This is a genomic window from Roseateles sp. (assembly GCF_049240545.1).
Lineage (GTDB): Bacteria > Pseudomonadota > Gammaproteobacteria > Burkholderiales > Burkholderiaceae_C > Paucibacter_A.
On sequence record NZ_JBMLSK010000224.1, the window covers coordinates 21,140 to 37,758 of the forward strand.

The 16,619-nt window shown below is 63.3% G+C and carries 13 protein-coding genes; 4 read left to right on the forward strand and 9 right to left on the reverse strand.

Annotated elements, in window-relative coordinates; translation table 11 throughout:
• The 6 genes from ACOVRJ_RS15755 to ACOVRJ_RS15780 all read right to left on the reverse strand — a co-directional run.
• Positions 1-2,353, reverse strand: a 2,353-nt coding sequence (locus tag ACOVRJ_RS15755) for a filamentous hemagglutinin N-terminal domain-containing protein (RefSeq protein WP_422044779.1), incomplete at its 3' end; no start/stop codon positions are given.
• 70 nt (positions 2,354-2,423) lie between these two features.
• Entirely contained in the window at positions 2,424-4,142 is a 1,719-nt protein-coding gene (locus ACOVRJ_RS15760) for a ShlB/FhaC/HecB family hemolysin secretion/activation protein (protein WP_422044780.1), read from the reverse strand.
• A 1,135-nt stretch (positions 4,143-5,277) separates the two neighbouring features.
• The gene (locus ACOVRJ_RS15765; protein WP_422044781.1) at positions 5,278-6,048 is read right to left on the reverse strand and encodes a LytR/AlgR family response regulator transcription factor; all 771 of its coding nucleotides are present in this window, start codon (positions 6,046-6,048) and stop codon (positions 5,278-5,280) included.
• The gene (locus ACOVRJ_RS15770) at positions 6,045-7,142 is read right to left on the reverse strand and encodes a sensor histidine kinase (RefSeq protein WP_422044782.1); all 1,098 of its coding nucleotides are present in this window, start codon (positions 7,140-7,142) and stop codon (positions 6,045-6,047) included. The genes ACOVRJ_RS15765 and ACOVRJ_RS15770 overlap by 4 nt, the downstream gene beginning before the upstream one ends.
• Positions 7,143-7,213: 71 nt before the next feature.
• Positions 7,214-7,630: a hypothetical protein gene (locus ACOVRJ_RS15775; RefSeq protein WP_422044783.1), complete on the reverse strand. Its 417-nt coding sequence runs from the start codon at positions 7,628-7,630 to the stop codon at positions 7,214-7,216.
• An 11-nt stretch (positions 7,631-7,641) separates the two neighbouring features.
• Entirely contained in the window at positions 7,642-8,679 is a 1,038-nt protein-coding gene (locus ACOVRJ_RS15780; RefSeq protein ID WP_422044784.1) for a tetratricopeptide repeat protein, read from the reverse strand.
• A gap of 317 nt (positions 8,680-8,996) precedes the next feature.
• Here ACOVRJ_RS15780 and ACOVRJ_RS15785 point away from each other — a divergent pair, with 317 nt between their 5' ends.
• Both ACOVRJ_RS15785 and ACOVRJ_RS15790 read left to right on the forward strand, forming a co-directional pair.
• Entirely contained in the window at positions 8,997-9,977 is a 981-nt protein-coding gene (locus ACOVRJ_RS15785) for an alpha/beta hydrolase family esterase (RefSeq protein ID WP_422044785.1), read from the forward strand.
• A 49-nt stretch (positions 9,978-10,026) separates the two neighbouring features.
• Positions 10,027-10,767: a hypothetical protein gene (locus ACOVRJ_RS15790; RefSeq protein ID WP_422044786.1), complete on the forward strand. Its 741-nt coding sequence runs from the start codon at positions 10,027-10,029 to the stop codon at positions 10,765-10,767.
• Positions 10,768-10,776: 9 nt separating this feature from the next.
• Here the strand turns inward: ACOVRJ_RS15790 and ACOVRJ_RS15795 are convergent, their stop codons facing one another.
• Together ACOVRJ_RS15795 and ACOVRJ_RS15800 are read right to left on the reverse strand one after the other, a co-directional pair.
• Entirely contained in the window at positions 10,777-13,905 is a 3,129-nt protein-coding gene (locus ACOVRJ_RS15795) for a bifunctional diguanylate cyclase/phosphodiesterase (RefSeq protein ID WP_422044787.1), read from the reverse strand.
• A gap of 139 nt (positions 13,906-14,044) precedes the next feature.
• Complete coding sequence (locus ACOVRJ_RS15800; protein WP_422044788.1) at positions 14,045-14,740, reverse strand: DUF4386 domain-containing protein; 696 nt, start codon at positions 14,738-14,740, stop codon at positions 14,045-14,047.
• Between the two features lie 187 nt (positions 14,741-14,927).
• On the opposite strand from ACOVRJ_RS15800, the gene ACOVRJ_RS15805 reads away from it, so the two are divergent.
• Together ACOVRJ_RS15805 and map are read left to right on the forward strand one after the other, a co-directional pair.
• Positions 14,928-15,203, forward strand: a complete 276-nt coding sequence (locus ACOVRJ_RS15805) for a ParD-like family protein (protein ID WP_422044789.1) — start codon at positions 14,928-14,930, stop codon at positions 15,201-15,203.
• Positions 15,203-16,000 (forward strand): type I methionyl aminopeptidase, encoded by a 798-nt coding sequence (gene map / locus ACOVRJ_RS15810; protein ID WP_422044790.1) that lies wholly within the window; start codon positions 15,203-15,205, stop codon positions 15,998-16,000. The genes ACOVRJ_RS15805 and map overlap by 1 nt, the downstream gene beginning before the upstream one ends.
• Positions 16,001-16,043: 43 nt before the next feature.
• Here map and ACOVRJ_RS15815 read toward each other — a convergent pair.
• Positions 16,044-16,619, reverse strand: a 576-nt coding sequence (locus ACOVRJ_RS15815) for a polysaccharide deacetylase family protein (protein ID WP_422044791.1), incomplete at its 5' end; no start/stop codon positions are given.

Here is a 16,619-nt window from a genome sequence, read left to right on the forward strand (position 1 = left end):
GGCTGTTGATGCTGCTGACCACGCCGCTGACGCCAGCGCTGCCGCTGCCCCAGGTGACGGCGCCGGCGTTGGCATTGCTGCCGTTCTTCCAATTGGGTGAGCTCACGACATAGTTGCCGTTGCTCAGCTTCGTGATGTCGGTAGCGCCCACGTTGTCACCGGCCTGGCTGCCGACCAGGCTGTTGCTGCTGCTGACTGCGCCGCTGATGCCGGTGCTGCCATTGCCCCAGGTGACGGCGCCGGCGTAGGCATTGCTGCCGTTGCTCCAATTGGGGGAGCGCACGACATAGTTGCCGTTGCTCAGCTTCGTGATGTCGGTAGCGCCCACGTTGTCACCGGCCTGGCTGCCGACCAGGCTGTTGCTGCTGCTGACTGCGCCGCTGATGCCGGTGCTGCCATTGCCCCAGGTGACGGCGCCGGCGTAGGCATTGCTGCCGTTGCTCCAATTGGGGGAGCGCACGACATAGTTGCCGTTGCTCAGCGCCGTGACGCCGCTCCAGCCCACTTGGTCATCGGCTTGGCTGCCGGTCAGGGTGCTGATCAGGGCACCGGTCAGGCTGTTGTACAGCCGCACGGCGCCTGCATTGCTGGCCACCGTGCTATCGCCCGGCTTGTTGGCGAGCACACGATTCGTGCTGACACCGTTGTTGCTCAGCTCGGCAATTTGCTCACCAAATTGTCCGTCGTCCGTGGGGTTGGCATCCGCCAGGGACAGGATGTTCAGGGCTTCACTGGCGCTGGCCACGATCTCGATATTTTTGGGGTCCAGCAGCAGTTCACCCTTGGCACCATGGCGGGCGCTGGCGTCCACCTTGCCCCCAAAGCCGAGTTGACCATGGCTGGAGACCTCAACCCGGCCCCCGTCGCCGTTGAGCTCACCGCCTTTGGCGAGGATCTGCCCACCGCCGAGCTGCGTCAGGCGTTCGGACCAGAGCACCGCCGTGCCGCCCTGGCCCGCAGCGCGGGCGCTGACGTTCACCGTGCTGGCCGAGACGCGGGTGCTGTCGGCATTGGCCAGATCGGCATCCTTGCCCTGCCAGCCGCCGCCGATGCGTACGCGGCCACCGCCTTGCTCGCCGCTGGCGTCCAAGCTGGCCCCGGCCACCGTCAGTGTCGGGGCGGTGAGCGCAATTTCTCCACCTTGGCTGCTGCGGCCCTGCGCCGACAGGCTGCCGGAAACCCAGGCATCCGAGCCGGCGCTCAGGCGCACGCTGCCGCCGTGCTGGCCATCAGCGATCAGGCTGGAGGCGGTGGTTTGTTCGATATGGCCGCTGGCCTGGATGTCAATGTTGCCGCCGGATTGGCCCGGCAGGCTTGCGCTGGCATCCCAGCGGCCGGCCTCGATCAGGTTTTTGCTGCGGGCCGAGAGTTCACGCCCTTGCACGCTGCCGGTCTGCACAATGGCTTGGCTGGCCTCCAGGCGGATGCGACCGTCCACCTCGGCAAAACGGTCGGCGGCGAGTTGGCCGCTGTTGCGGATGACGCCGCTTTGCAGGCTGCTGATGGCCTGGGCGGAGAGGATGATCTGGCCTCCGGGCGCCAATACGGCCTGCTGGTTGTCCACCAGTGCGGCGACGGTGGCGGGTTCGACTAGCAGGTTCAGCAGTGAGCTACCGTTGAGTTGCAGCGCTATCATCTCGCCGGCGGCCAGCGCCACCGTGCCGGCCTGGGCCAGGATCACGCCCTCGTTGCGCACCTCGGGTGCCAGCAGCGCGATGTAGCCGCCCAGATCGGCCGTCAGCTGGCCTTGGTTGACGACGCTGCCGGTGGCGCCATTGCGGGCAAAGCCGGTCTTGCCGGCCATGAAGTCGGCGGTGGAAATGCTGTGCGTGGTGGCCACCAAAGCACCGACATTGGCGCTAGACGAGGGGCTGAAATAGATGCCGGCCGGGTTGCTCAAAAAGACCTGCCCGTTCGATGTGATGCGGCCAAAGATTTGGCTCGGCTGCGCGTCCAGCACGCGGTTCAGCGTCACGCTGGCGCTGTTGGGCTGCTTGAAGTTCACCTGCGCATTGGCACCGAGGTTGAAGCTCTGCCAGTCGATGGCGGCGCGTTGGCTGCTCTGGGTCACATCCAAGCGGGCGCCGCTGCTGCCAATGACGGCCTGGCCGGCGACCACCTGGCCGCCTTGGGGCAAGGTGTTGGCGGGCGGCGCGGCTTGGGCGCACCCGAAGCCCAGCGCCAACAGTGCCGGCAAGCTGCGAAGCACCGCGATCAGCGCGCCGAAGCCACTCGCGCCGGCGATGCTGCGCTTGCCGCGGCCGCGGCTGAGTTCGCTGACCGCGACCCAGGTGCCGCTGCACTCGTTCCAGACCAGACGGTAGAGGCGGTTGATGCTGGCATGTTCGTTCATGGGATGATCTCGGCAGAAAGACTTGTTCGAAAGGGCGCGCGGGGCGCGCAGGAATGCGGGAAGGCCGGCGTCAGAACGGCAGGCTAGCTTGCAACCAGAGGCGGTTTCGCTTGAGCGAGCCGTCTTGGTCGAGGCCGGCCGGATTGGCCAGCGGGTTGCTGCCGATGCGGCGGGCCAGCGTGGCCTTCAGGTCCAGGCCTCGCGGCCCCGTCCAGGCGAGGCTGAAGCCGGCGCCTTGCAGCGTCGCTTGATTGACCTTGGGCGCGCCGGCAAAGTTGTTGTCGACATTGATCTGGACGCGGCCCCAGTCGTAGAAGGCGGCGCCGCGCAGATCGGCCGGAAGTTGGGCGCGCAACTCCAGATTGATGATGCGCCCGCGTGCGCCGCCGGCCTCGCTGGCCGGATAGGCGCGCACACCTTGCGCGCCACCGAGATAGAACTTCTCGGAAGAGTCGAGGTTGCGATCGCTGTATTGACCGGTCAAGCCCAAAAAGGCAGACAGGCTGCGGCTCATCAGCATTTGCTGGCGGCTGAAGCCGTAGCGCAGCTTGGTGAAGCTGCCCTGTGTCTTGGGGCCGGCCGCGTCGGCGGCGGCATTGGGCGAGCCGCCCAGGTTCAGGCTGCCTTGGTTCAGGATCAGGCCGGCGGCATTGGCGCCGCCGCCGCCCAAGGCGTCGAACAAATTGCCGCTGAGGCCGGCCGAGACCGTGCGCGAGCGATAGTCGCTGCTGACGCTGCCATTGGCTTGGTTGAAAAAGTCTTTGTGCTCGACGCTGAATTGCACCGTTAGATTGCGCTCGCGGCTACGCAGCAGCGGGAAGCTGGCGTCCAGCGCCCAGGTGCTGGACCGTCCCTTGGATTGCAAGGCGGCGAAGTCGGCCCCGACCAAGCGGTAACGCATGGTCGACGCATTGGCGCCAGCGCGCCAACCATGAACGCCAATTGGCGCGGAGCCGGCGAAGCGGCCGTAGTCGCTGCCTTCGGTGTGGCTGAGATTGGCGCTCAGCGCGTCACCCAGCCCCAAGCAGCCGTTCAGGCCTAAGCCTGCATTCAAGCGGGCGGCGCCGGTGGAGCGGCTGCCGGCGTTGTCGGCGCCAACATCGCCGATCAGCAGCGGGCCATCCTCCAGCTTGAGCAAAAGATCGGTTTCAACGGCAGCGCTGCCGGCCACCAGGCTGCCGCTGCTGCTGAGACCGGGCAGGTCGCCCAGCAGCAGCAAGGCGCGGTCCAGCGCGTTGAGATTCAGCGCCGTACCAGGAGTTTGCTGGGCGGCGATCATGGCTTTGGCGCGCTCGGAATTGAATCGCGCTGTGGCACCGGCCAGCCGCACTGCGCCGAACTTGGCTTCTTCGATCTGCAGGCTGATCACGCCGTCGGTGATGTCTTGGGGCGGCAAGAACACTCGCGCCAGCCAACCGGCTTGCGCATAGGCTTCGCTGATGGCGGCGGCTGCGCGTTGCAAGTCGCCCAGGCCGAGCTTGCGGCCCCGGTAGTCGGCAAGCACGCTTTGCAGCGTGGCTTCATCAAGCAAAAGATTGCCCACCAGGTCGAAGCGCTGCACCTGCACTTGGCGGCCGCCGGTCAGCGTGGATTCCACAGGCTGGCGCAGGCGCGGGGTTTGGTCTTTGCTGGGCGGCTGCAGCTGAGGTGTGGCTTGACGTTGTTGCTGCAGCAGGCTGCCGGCGTCGGGTGGGGTTTGCGCCAGCGCAGTCGTGGCCAGCAGGGGCGAGGCGCAGAGCAGGAGCAGCAGCTGTGTGGGTAGGGCCGGCCTCAAGCCGTTGACAGGCAAAGCAAGGAGAAATTCGACTGATGGGTTTGAAAGCATGCTTGGCCTATTGATGATTTTTGGGGTTGTTCTGAATTGCCAATTTCAACGGCAATGCTCCGCCGAGGCGTAGCTCTAGCCCTGGCTAGATTGTGTCAATGGCGGCTTGTGCAGATGGCGGTGAATTAGGCTTTGAAAAGGCGTTTTTTGGGCCTTTTCAAAGCCCTTGGGCCTAGGTATCAGGCGAAAAAAAGCCCTGCGCCGCAGACAGCGGGCAGGGCAATTGGGCGTCAGGCGGTATGGTTTGCTCAGATCCTCTGGCCGCGCCCACCTTTGCCGCTGTGGCGCTTGAGCCAATCAAAAAACTCGCCGTACCAGAGCTGGCTGTTTTGCGGCTTCAGCACCCAGTGGTTTTCGTCAGGGAACCCACAGCAGGCGCGCGTCGGCGCCGCGCGCCATGGGCGTGTTGTAACGCGCCGTGGATCACCAGCGTGGGCGTGTGCAGATGCTGGGTTTTTCTCGGGCGCAGGGTCGAAGGCAAACACGATGCGCCGGCCAGCGGGCAAGATGCCGATGCATTCATTGCCCGCATCGGCGTGGCTTGTGAAAGGGGGGCCAGCTCAGTGGAAGATGAATGCTCATCCACTGACCTGGGGCGCCGCGCTTGGGCGATAGATCAACATGCGCCTTGGGCGAAAGACTCTGCACCTGAGTCAGCCTGTGATTTGTCCGCCGCGCCAAAGCCAAGCGGCTCGGTGTGGCTTCGATTAGCTCCGGGCCAGGGCCAGAAAACAAGGCCCTGCCTAGTGCGACGGTGGGTGTAGCTCGCGGAGCTTTCCACCATTGGCCCGCAGGTGCGCGTCGAATTGACCCAGAAACCGGCCCTGTTTGTGACTTGGTTGGCGGTTTGCAACGCAAGCACTGCGCAGCGATATCTATTTACGAGCCCGCGTTTACCCGAGGCTGGAAGATGTGCCATTGCCCGCTATGCGGTCAGCACCGTGAATTCGACCCACAGAATCGAATGACGGCAGGTGCTGCGGCTTTGATCTACGTCCCACGACTTCGAACTTCGGCTATGGGCACAAAGCCGCCCGTAAATGAAGCTTGAAACAGAAACGGCAGCAGCGCCGCCGTTCGGCAGGCCGGGCTCGCGCGCCTACATTTCCTTGAACAGCGACAAGTAGCTGCGGCTCACCGGCAGGCGTTCGCTGCGGCCCTTCAGCTCGATGTCGGCGGTCTCGTTCTCGCCGCGGGTGACGCGGCGGATCGAGCGCAGATTGACCACTACCGAGCGGTGCACTTGGGCGAATTGCTTGGGGTCCAACTGGGCCAGCAGATCCTTCAGCGGCATGCGGATCAAGGCCTCGGCGAGTTGCCCCTCGTCGCGGTAGGCGACCAAGGTGTATTTGGTGTCGCTCTTCAGGTAGTCGATGTCATCGACCGGAATCATGCGCAGCGAAGGGCCGACGCTGGCGCGCACCCAGCGCAGCGTCTCGGGTTTGTCGAGCTTGAGACGCTCGGCCAGTTGCGTCAGCAAGGCCTCCGAATGCACCGCAGGCTGGGCCTGCTGCAGGCGCGCCTTCAGGCGCTCCACCGTTTCGCTCAGGCGGGCTGCGGTGACCGGCTTGACCAAGTAGTCCAGCACGCCATGTTCAAAAGCCTCCAAAGCATATTGGTCAAAGGCGGTGACGAAGACCAGATGCGCGCGTTTGCCGATATGGCGGGCCACTTCCACACCGCTCAAGCCCGGCATGTGCACATCTAGAAAACAGATCGTCGGCTGATGCTGCTCGAACATCTCGATCGCCTGGCGGCCATTGCGGGCCTGGGCGACGATTTGCAACTCCGGCCAGACGGCGGCCAGGCGCGCCTCCAGGATCTCACGCAACAAGGGTTCGTCATCGGCAATCAGTGCGGTCAGGCTCATGGCTTGGGCTCACTAAATTCAATCGTCACTTGCACCCCGTGAGGCTCCACCTCGCGAAGATCCAAACTGGCGCTGCCGCCGTAAGCCCAGAGCAGGCGTTCGCGCAGCGCCGCCAGGCCGGTGCCAAGGCCGCCGCCGGTGGCTTGCAAACCCACGCCGGTATCAAGCACCCGCAGGCGGCAGCGGCCCGCCTCCAACAGCTCGGCATGCACGTCGATGCGACCTCCTTCCTCGCTGGGGTCGATGCCATGCTGCACGGCATTCTCCACCAGCGTCAACAAGGTCATCGGTGGGCAGCGCAGCAGATGCACACCGGTGCCGATGTGCAGAGCAAAAGCCAGCCGGTCCGGCATGCGCATCTGCATCAGCTCCAGATAGGCCCGCACCAGTTCCAGCTCCTGACCCAGCGTATTGGCCGAGCCGTCCAGACGCGGCACGGCGGCACGTAAATAGTCCGTTAGGCTTTGCAGCAGTTGAGGCGCGCGCGGCGAACCGGCCTCCACCAGGGCCTGCACATTGGCCAGGGTGTTGAACAAAAAGTGCGGCTGGGCTTGGGCCGTCAGCAGGCGCATACGAGCGTCGAGCGCCTGGCGGGCCAACTCGCTGCGCTCCAGCTCGAAGTCACTGGCTTGTTTTTCCACTTTGGCCTCCCGTTGGCGCAGCAAGGCAGTCAGGGCCACCCAGGGCGCCAGCAACATGCCGGAAAAGGTCAGGGTCATGAAACCGTTCAAGCGCCTGGGGTCATCCCAAAAAACAGGAGCCCCCGCAGGCGTGCCCCACTGATAAAAGAAGAAGACCGTGACAGGCACCACCGCGCCGACGGCGACCACCTGCAGCACCCAGCGCGCCAGCCATTTCGGCAGCCGCCGTGGCCATTGCTCAAACACGCCGAAGGCCAGCAGCACCATCAAGCCAACACCGAACACCCGTATCGCCAGAAGGTGATAGCTCTTAGCGTTCCAGTTGATGCTGAACAGCAAAGCCAGCAAGAGGCAGGTGATGGCGACGGTGCGCACGCGGCGCCAGCCAAACAGCGCCCGCCAATGGAAGGCCGGTGATGGCCGTGCTGCTTCGATAGGAGTGGTGGGTGACATCACAGCAGAATACTCGAGTGAATGGCTGGAAGACTTGAGCGGCAATGGCGCGCGGCGATCATTGCCAACCATCAGCGCCAGCGTTCAGCGGGCTTGCGGAAGTAGTGGTCCGCGATGTAGCGCCACGGCAGCACCAGCGGCGTCAGCACCACGCCCATCACGCAGGCATAGAGGTTCGCTGTCACGCCCGGCGTGGCAGCGTCGTTCAGCCACAGCGGGTAGCCGATGACCAAGATCCAGATGGTTTTCCAGGTCAGCTCCCAAATCAGCAGCGGCAACATCTGCAGGGGGTAGCGCAGGCCCACAAGACAGACAAGTGATACGGCGATCATCAGCGAGCCCAACACACCGTTGCGCTGCGCCCATGAGTCGGTGTGCTGCAACATGCCTGGGACCCAGGTGGCGGCCAGGCCCACCGTGATCAGCAAATAGAAGGCGCGCAACAGGTTCAGGCGACAGAGGGGGACGTCATGGTCGGTCATTTTCATTTCTCTCACCTTCAGCCGAGCTTGGCCAAGCTCTTGCGAGCCTCTTCAACATTGGCCGGGTTGGCCCGCTTGTTGGCAATGAAGCGCTCGTAAGCGGCCTTGGCCTGCGCCTTGTCGCCCTTGGCCAGATAGGCATCGCCCAGGCGGTGATCGACGGGCAGTTCGTCGGCGCCGCTCAGCGTTCTGGCTCGCTCCAGGGTGCGAATCGCCTCGTCCGTTTGGCCTTGTGCGGCGTAGACCCGGCTCAGGCCATAGCTGCCACTGGCTTTGCTCGGCTGGTCGCGGTGCAGGCCCTCGTACAGACTCTTGGCCTTGGCCAAGTCTTTGTTGTCCTTCAAGTAGACCCGCGCCAATTGCATCGTGGCCTCGCGCACCTCGTCCAGCAGGGCCCCATCCTTGCTCAGCTTGAGCGCCAACAACTCGCGCTCCATCTCGGCCCACTTCTTATCTTCCGCGGCGATGTTGACGCGGATGATGCGCGCCGTTTCGGGCTGGCTGCTGCGCACGGCGGCCTCCAGTTCCTTGGCCTTGGACACGCTGCCGCCCATCATGCCGGGCACGGTCAGATAGAGCTTGGCCAGCTGCACCCGGGCCGTGAAGCTGCTGGGGTCCAAGTCCAGCGCGCGGATCCAGGACTCTTTCAAGGTCCCCACATTGCGCATGGCCTTGGCCATGCCCATATTGACCATCTGCAAACCGAGGTTCTGCGCCGAGGCCAGGTGGCACACCGCCATGTTCGGATGCTGCTCAACACACAGCTTGGCCTGTTTGGCGCCGGCGTCGAGACGCTTGCCGTCGCCAGCGTCGCTGAAGGTGAGCCCCAAGGACAAAGCCGCGCTGGCCTCGGCATCGGCGGCATTGCTCTTCAGACGGGCCTGCGCCACTTGCTCCAGCTCGGCAAATTTGCCGGCATCTTGCAGCGACTCCAACTGCGCATCTTTGAAGACGGCGGCCTGGGCCGCGCTCAAGGTGCTGAACAAGGCGAGCGTGGCGATCGCGCTGGCGATGCTGCGGCGGCCGGTGAGGGAGATGAATGCGGTCTTTTTCATGATCGGGTTCTCGGGGAAGTGATGGGTCAAACAAGGGCAGCGGGGCGCTGCAAATTTCTAAGGACAGGGCCATTGTGTTGAGCCGAAAGCCCGCCCAAACAGCCGCTCAGACGAGACACGCGGCGCGGGCTTTCAGGCACGATGCGGCGGGATGAATGGCGCGACGGGCCGATCAACAACAGATCCACTGCTGCTGGCGCCATTGGTCGCGGTCGGGCGTCGTTCGTCCTCGCAAGCGCGTCATCGATCCGGCGTCGCTTGGCCAGGGCGGGCCGCCAGGGCACAGTCGGCCCCGTTGTTCCAAAGAGAGCCTTGTCATGAAAAAAGTTCTGCGCCCACTGCTGCGAGGCTTCTTGGGCCTACTCGCCCTGCTGGCCGTGCTGGCCGGCCTGTTCGCCTACTTCCTCTACACACCCGATCCCGAGTTACCGCAGCTGTCCGGCACCTTGAGCAAGGGCACGATCGAAGTGGACGGCGTGAAGCGCAGCTACCGGACCTATGTGCCCAAGGACCTGCCCAAGGGCGCGCCGCTGGTCTTGGTGATGCATGGCTCGGGTGAAGGCCCGAGCCAGATCCGTGTCGGCACCGGCTACGCTTTTGAGCGCCTGGCCGATCAGCATGGCTTCGCCCTCGTCTACCCCAAGGCTTTCGCTGCCGACTGGAATGACTGCAGCCGCATTGGTGACAAAGAGCTGAACGGCGTGCGCAGCGACGATGTGGGTTTTCTGGCCACCTTGGTCGAAAAGCTCGTCGCGGAGCTGTCGCTCGACCCAGCGCGGGTGTTTGCGGCCGGCGTGTCCAACGGCGGCTCGATGGCGATGCGCTTGGCGCTGGAGCAGCCGAGCCGCTACAAGGCCGTGGCCGCCGTGGTCGCCAATGTGCCGGCGCCTGAGAACTTCCAATGCCAGCCCGCTGCGCAAGCCACCTCGGTGATGATCATGAACGGCAGCGAGGACCCCTTGGTGCCCTACGCCGGCGGCGAGATCAATCTGCTGGGCCTGTTCTACAAGGGCGGCCCGATCATTTCCTCCCGCGCCTCGGCGCAGTACTTCGCCGATTGGGCTCAGTTGACCGGGGCAGCCCAGACGAGTGAGAAAACCGTCACCGAGGGTGTACGCGTCGAGCAAAACCGCTGGAGCCAGGATGGCAAGGCCGAGGTGGAGCTGGTGAGCATTCATGGCGGTGGCCACGGCCTGCCCCAGCCTTACTCGAAGCGCCCACGCCTCTTGGGTCCCTCACCGATGGAGCCGAACGGCCCGGCCATGATCTGGGCCTTCTTCGAGCGTCAACCCAAGTAAACAGCGCAATCCAGCATATCCACCGAATTACAGAGTTACTGAAACAAAAATGGCCGTTCTCTACATCGCCCCCGAGAGTTCTCCCCTGGTTCACGCCGCCGCTGCCGCAGTCTTGTATCTGCACATCGGCGCCGGCAGCGTCGGCATCCTGTCTGGCGCGGCCGCCTTTGTGTTCCGCAAGGGCACGCCGCTGCATCGCCTGATTGGCAAGATCTTTGTCGTGTCGATGTTGATCATGTCCGGCATCGGTGCCGTCGTGGCGCCTTTCTTGCCGACGCCCGAACGCGCTTCGGTGATTGCCGGCATCCTGAGCTTCTATCTGGTCTTGAGTTCGTGGATGGCGGTCCAGCACAAACCCGGGCAGATCGGGCGCTTCGACTATGGCTTGCTGCCTGTCTCCTTGAGCGTGGTCGCCGCCAGCGCCTATCTGTTCTGGCTGGCCTCACAGAACCCGCGCGGCATGTTGGACGGCCAGCCTGGCGCGGCCTTCGTCATGTTCCTGATCATCGGCAGCCTGGCCGCCGTGGGCGATCTGCGCCTGATTCTGAATCGAGGCGTCACGGGTGCGACCCGTCTGGCCCGGCATCTCTGGCGCATGACCGTCGCCTTGTTCATCGCCGCCAATTCGCTCTTCCTCGGCCAGCCGCAAGTGTTCCCAAAAGCGGTGCAAAAGTCTGGCTTGCTGATGGTGCCGGCCTTGCTGATCCTGGCCTTGCTGCTGTTCTGGCTCGGCCATACCGCCTGGGGTGCGCACAAGCGCCAACGCGCTCGCCGGCTGCAGGCCGCCTGACAAGCTCCGCTACCGAATCGGCGCTGCTTGCAAAAACAGCAGCTCGAACTCCTTCGCCGGCAGCGCCTTGGCAAACAGATAGCCTTGCGCAAAGTCGCAGTTGATTTGGCGCAGCAGCTCTCTTTGCGCCTCGGTCTCCACGCCTTCGGCGATGACCTGGATGCCCAGCTTGTGCGCCATCACCACGATGGCCTCGCACAGCGACAGATCAGGAGAATCGGGCGCCAGATTGCGGGTGAAGGATTGGTCGATCTTCAAGAAATCGACATCCAGCTTCTTCAGATAGGCCAGCGATGAGTAGCCGGTGCCAAAGTCATCGATCGCCACCTGAACCCCCTGGTCGCGGTAGTTCAAGAGCCGGACGGTGACACGCATATCGGTGTCCATCAACACGCCTTCGGTGATCTCCACGACGATGTTGCTGCCTCTCAAGCCGACCTGCTCCAAGAGGATGAGCCAGTCTTCCTGATGATGCCGATCCGCCAGGAACTGCACCGGCGACTTGTTGACGCTAATTTGGAGCTCGGTCCCCAGCCGCTGCTTCCAATCGACGATTTGCTCGATGGCCTGGCGCATCACCCAAGCCCCGATCGGGTTGATCAGACCGGTTTCTTCGGCGATCGGAATGAACTGATTCGACGGGATCTGCCCCCGTGTCGGATGCAGCCAGCGCAGCAAAGCCTCGGCCTTGTGGACTTCGCCGCTGGCCAGATCAATGATGGGCTGGTAGCGCACCTCCAACTGGCCTGCACTCAAGGCGTGGCGCAGATCGCTGGCCAAGACCATGTGCAGCAGGGCGTCGTCCTGCATCGTGCGGGTGAAGAAACGGAAGCAATGGCGCCCCTGAGCCTTGGCGGCATACATGGCCTGGTCGGCATTCTTGGTCAGCTCGATCACCGAGCTCGCATCATCGGGATAGATGGCAATGCCGATGCTGGCCGACACATGCAGTTCCGCGCCGCGCAGCAGATAGGGCAGCGAGACCCGGTCGATGATTTTTTGCGCCAAGGTGCCGATGACGGCCAGGTCATGCAGCTCCGGCAGCAAGACGGTGAACTCGTCGCCGCCCAGCCGGGCCACGGTGTCGCAGTCGCGCACCGAGGTCTTGATGCGCGAGGCGGCCTCCACCAGCAGTTCATCACCGACATCGTGACCCAAGGTGTCATTGACCTCCTTGAAGTGATCCAGGTCAATGAACAGCACCGCGACGCGCTCTTCGTCCCGCTGTGCTTTTTTGATCAACTGCTCGAGCCGATCATGGAACAGTTGCCGGTTCGGCAGATGGGTCAGGCTGTCGTAATTGGCTTGCAGCCAGATCTTCTCTTCGACCGCTTTCAGGGTGGTGATGTCGGTGTGGGTGCCGACCATGCGCAGCGGCTGCCCCTCGGCACCGCGGCTGACGACGCTGCCGCGCGCATAGATCCACTTGTAGTCACCGTTCTTGCAGCGCAGGCGGTACTCGGCCGCATAGACCTCACTGCGGCGCTGTAAATAGTCGTCCAGCGCTTGTTCGAGCCGGGCTTTGTCCTCCGGATGGATCAGCGCCAGCCAGGTCTGCTGGGTCGAGGGAAACTCGCTCTCAGCGTAGCCCAGCATGTCCAGGTAGCGCGGCGAATACTGCGTCGCCTCGGTTTCCAAATTGAGATCCCAGACGCCGTCGCCTGCGCTCTCGAAGGCGCAGCGCCAGACGAATTCGGCCTCCTTGCGGGCGGTGATGTCATAGAAATTCACCACCACCTTGTCGATGTGCCCCTGCGCATCGAAATCAGCAAAGGCCGAGACCGAGACCCAGGTCAATGACTGCTTGCCCGGCTTCTTGATGGCGAACTCCATGTCTCGCAAGGGTTCGCCGGTTTGCAGCACCACGCTGACCGGGTACTGCTCGGGGCGCAACACCACGCCGGCCGGGTCCAAAAAGTACCAGGTCGGATCCACCGCCGTGCGGCCCTGCATCTGTTCATCGCTCAGCCCCAAAATCTCGGAAGCACGGGTGTTGTTGAAAAGGATGCGGGTGTCGGCCGCATGAACCACGATGCCAGCATCCAGCTTGCGCAGCAAATTGAGATGCTGCGCTTCGGCATCCATCAAGGCCTGGTGCTCGGCCCGCAAGGCACCCTCTTTCGCCTGCATCGAGGCAATGAAACCGTTTTGCTGCTGCATCGCCAGATGCATCTGACGCACCAGCTTGAACAGTGAAAAGGCCAGGGCCGCCACCAACGCACCCAAGATGGCAGCCTGGGCACGCCAATGCCCCAACTCCTCGTCGCGCGCCAGCCCGACGTTGACCACGTAGCCATACTTCTGGCTGCGCAGGTAAGAGTAGCTGCGGCTCAAGCTGTCCAGGCTGGAGCCGTCACTGATATAGCTGCCCTCCTGGGCGTTGACTTGCAAGGCCTGCTTGAAAGGATCGGCCAGTACTTGCGAACCAATGGGGATCGGATTCTGAAAGCCAAAGGTCTGGCGCGCCATCAAACCCATGTCCCGATCACGCAAGGCGATCGAGCCGCCGGGCGCCATCTTGATCTGCGCCAGCATCTTCTCCAATTCTGGCAAAGGGATGGATGCATAGACCGTGCCGCCAAAGCCGCCATCGGCATGCTTGATGCGGCGCGCAAAGGTCCAAAGCCAGCGTTTGTCAATGTGCCCAATCACCGGCTTGGCAACATAAAGGCCCAGACCGGCGTCATCGCGCAATCGAATGAAAAACTCTCGGTCGGCCATTGAAACCTTAATGGCGGGGTCAACCTGGCCGTAGACCACCCGACCCAGTTCATCCGTGGCACGCAGGAAAGCAACATGGGGCACCCGCTGCTGCTGGCGACTCAGCAGCGCGTCAATGGACGGCTTGTCTGGTTCTCCGCTGGCCTGCTGTTGCTCGATCTCGTCGGCAGCAGCCTGCAGAGCCACGTCCAGGGTATTGATCAGCCCGTCAAACGTGCCCTCCAGCGCCCGCGCCAAATGCTGCGTGCCGCTGTTCAAGCGGGACTCCATCTCCTGGCGCAGATGCCAGATGGCAAACAGTACGGCCAGCAAGGCGATCAGCACAATCGAGGCGGCGCCGGCGTAGAGCCGAAAAGCCGGAAGCTTCCCCTGCTGAGGCTGCGTTTCGCTTGCGCTTGGGCTCGCTTGCATGTCCATGAAGTCCAGACGGTCAGGGCTGCCTGATGCTGCTTTCAGCATATCCGCTAACGCACGGCCTCGGTGTCAGGCCAACCCCATTTTTCGGGGGCCCCGTCTAGGGCTTCGAGGCGGCCCCTGGTGGCCGCCTTGCTGTAAGTCAGGCGGCTTGCAGACCGCCGCCGCGAGCGGCAGCTTCCTTGGCCGAAAAGCCTCTGACCAGCAGCGTCAGGCTCAACACCAGCAGCATCAAGGCGAGCGGCGCCAGCACGGCGAGGTTCATGGGCAGCATGAACAGCGCCGAGCAAATGCCCACCATCTGAATGGGAGCGGCCACCAGTCCGAGTACGGAGATGATGCGCGGCACCAAGTTGGAGCGGTACATGGCCAGGAACAAGACAAAAACCGCAGCGCCGCCGATCAGCTTGTCGATGTAGTGGATGCCGTGGCGGGCGGCCCCGACCATGTGGCGCAAGACTTCAAACTGCGCCGGGTCCAGCCCTGGATTCTTCGTGTACTGCAGGCTCAAGGCGCGCAGGGTCAGAAAGCTCGCCTGCTCCACCGCATTGGTCGCGACGACGATGGCGCTCAACAAGACATAGGCCAACGCCAGCGAAGGGCTACGCTGGCGCAGGGTGGGCCAGGCCAGAATGGCGACGGTCATCATCATCAGGCTGGTGACGATGCCCAGCACCGCGCTGGCGCCAAACAGCGCGGGCATTTGCGCGCCGTTCTGGAGCCAACCCGGTTCGGCGAAGATCGGCGTGGTCAGGCCGAAGTTGTTCCACATGCCCAGCAGCATCGCGAGCAGCAAGAGCCCGCCGATCAAGCGGCCGGTTTGTTTTTCGGTGTTCATAAAAAGCCTTTCATTGGGTCGATGTCTGCATCATCTGGCAGGCAGTCGGCTCCAACACTGCCCATCTGACGAGCCACGCTGGCGTCCGATGAAGCACGCCAGCGAGCGATCGCTGTGGCGGCGCAGGCTAGGCCGCCCCACCCGGCGATAGATACGAAACATATGCATATCGTATAAACTGGGCCACATGGGAATCGTCAAAATTTCAGAAACCATGCACGAGAGCCTGCGCGTTGCCAGTGGCGCCCTGTCTCGTTCGATCAATGCACAGGCCGAGCACTGGATGCGCATCGGCATGTTGGCCGAGTTGTATCCGGACCTCGACCACCGCGAGATCAGTCAGCTGCTGATCCGCGCCGAACAGAACGGCGGACTCGACCTGGCCAGCCTCGCCGGCCTTGCGGCGGGCCAAGCGCCGGCCACCCCCAATGCGCCGCGCGCCGGCCGAAAGAGCATGCAATGATGAAAAGCGACGTCGTCAAAATCCGCAGCCCGGAAGAAATCGCCAAGGCCCGTGAAGCCGGTCACCTGGCCGCCCAGGTGCTGGCCATGATCGTGCCGCATGTCAAGCCCGGCGTCAGCACCGAGCAGCTCGACAAGCTCTGCCACGACTACATCGTCGATGAGTTGAAGGTCACGCCGGCCAATATCGGCTATCACGGCTATCCCAAGACGGTTTGCAGTTCGGTCAACGAGGTGGTCTGCCACGGCATCCCTTCGCCCAGCAAGATCTTGAAGAACGGCGACATCGTCAATATCGATGTGGCCATCATCAAGGACGGCTGGTTTGGCGACTGCAGCCGCATGTACTTTGCCGGCGAACCCAAGATTGCCGCACGCCGCCTGGTCAACACCACTTATGAGGCCATGTGCGCCGGCATCCGCAAGGTGAAGCCTGGCGCGACGCTGGGCGATATTGGTCACGCCATTCAAAGCGTGGCCTACCGCGATGGCTATAGCGTGGTGCGCGAATACGGCGGCCATGGCATCGGCACGATTTATCACGACCAGCCGCATGTCAACCACTTCGGTCGGCCCGGCGAAGGCATGGTCTTGCAAGAGGGCATGATCTTCACCATCGAGCCCATGATCAACGCCGGCAAGGCGCAGATCAAAGAGAAACCCGATGGCTGGACCGTGGTCACACAAGACCGCTCACTGTCCGCCCAGTGGGAGCATATGGTGGTGGTGACCAAGGATGGCTTTGAAGTACTAACGCCTTGGCCAGACGGCCTTGGTAGCTACCCCGCCATCGCCTGAGGCGGCTGGCCCCATCGCTCACACGCAGAGTTGAGGCCAGTCCTCAGCGCCGCTTTGCAGATTGCACGTAAGTCGTGATGTTGACAAAGCTGTCCACCCAATACAGCTGCGGGTTGTCGGCCAGATGCTGGAGCAAGGCTTGATGGGCTTCTTGGGAGACGCTCAGATGATCGCCGCCGATGCCGTGAAACGTGATGCTGGCCAAGCTGCCTCGTGCCGCCGCTTGCTGCACGAGGGCGATCAACTCAGCGCCGCTCGCGCCCTCGGGCGCGGCAGTGCTGACATCCCAAAGGTCCAGCGTGGCCATTGAAGCTGCGACGCCGCCGATGCGCGTCTTGATGCCGGCAAACTCGGATTTCACCGCCGGCAGATAGGGCTGCCCACCGGCCAAAGCGTCGACACAAGGCGCGGTAAAGGTGCGCCGCGTCTGGCCGTCGATCGCATGCAGATAGGCATTCGCCAAGACGACTTCTTCGCGCATCTGCGCCACGCTGATGTGATCCAAATCCCGGTGCTTCGCCACCCAGTCGCGGCCAGGCAGTGAACGCGAGCAGGGATGAAACAAGGTGTGGTTGCCGAGTTCATGACCGACGGCCGCCGCGCTCCGCCATTCCGGCAA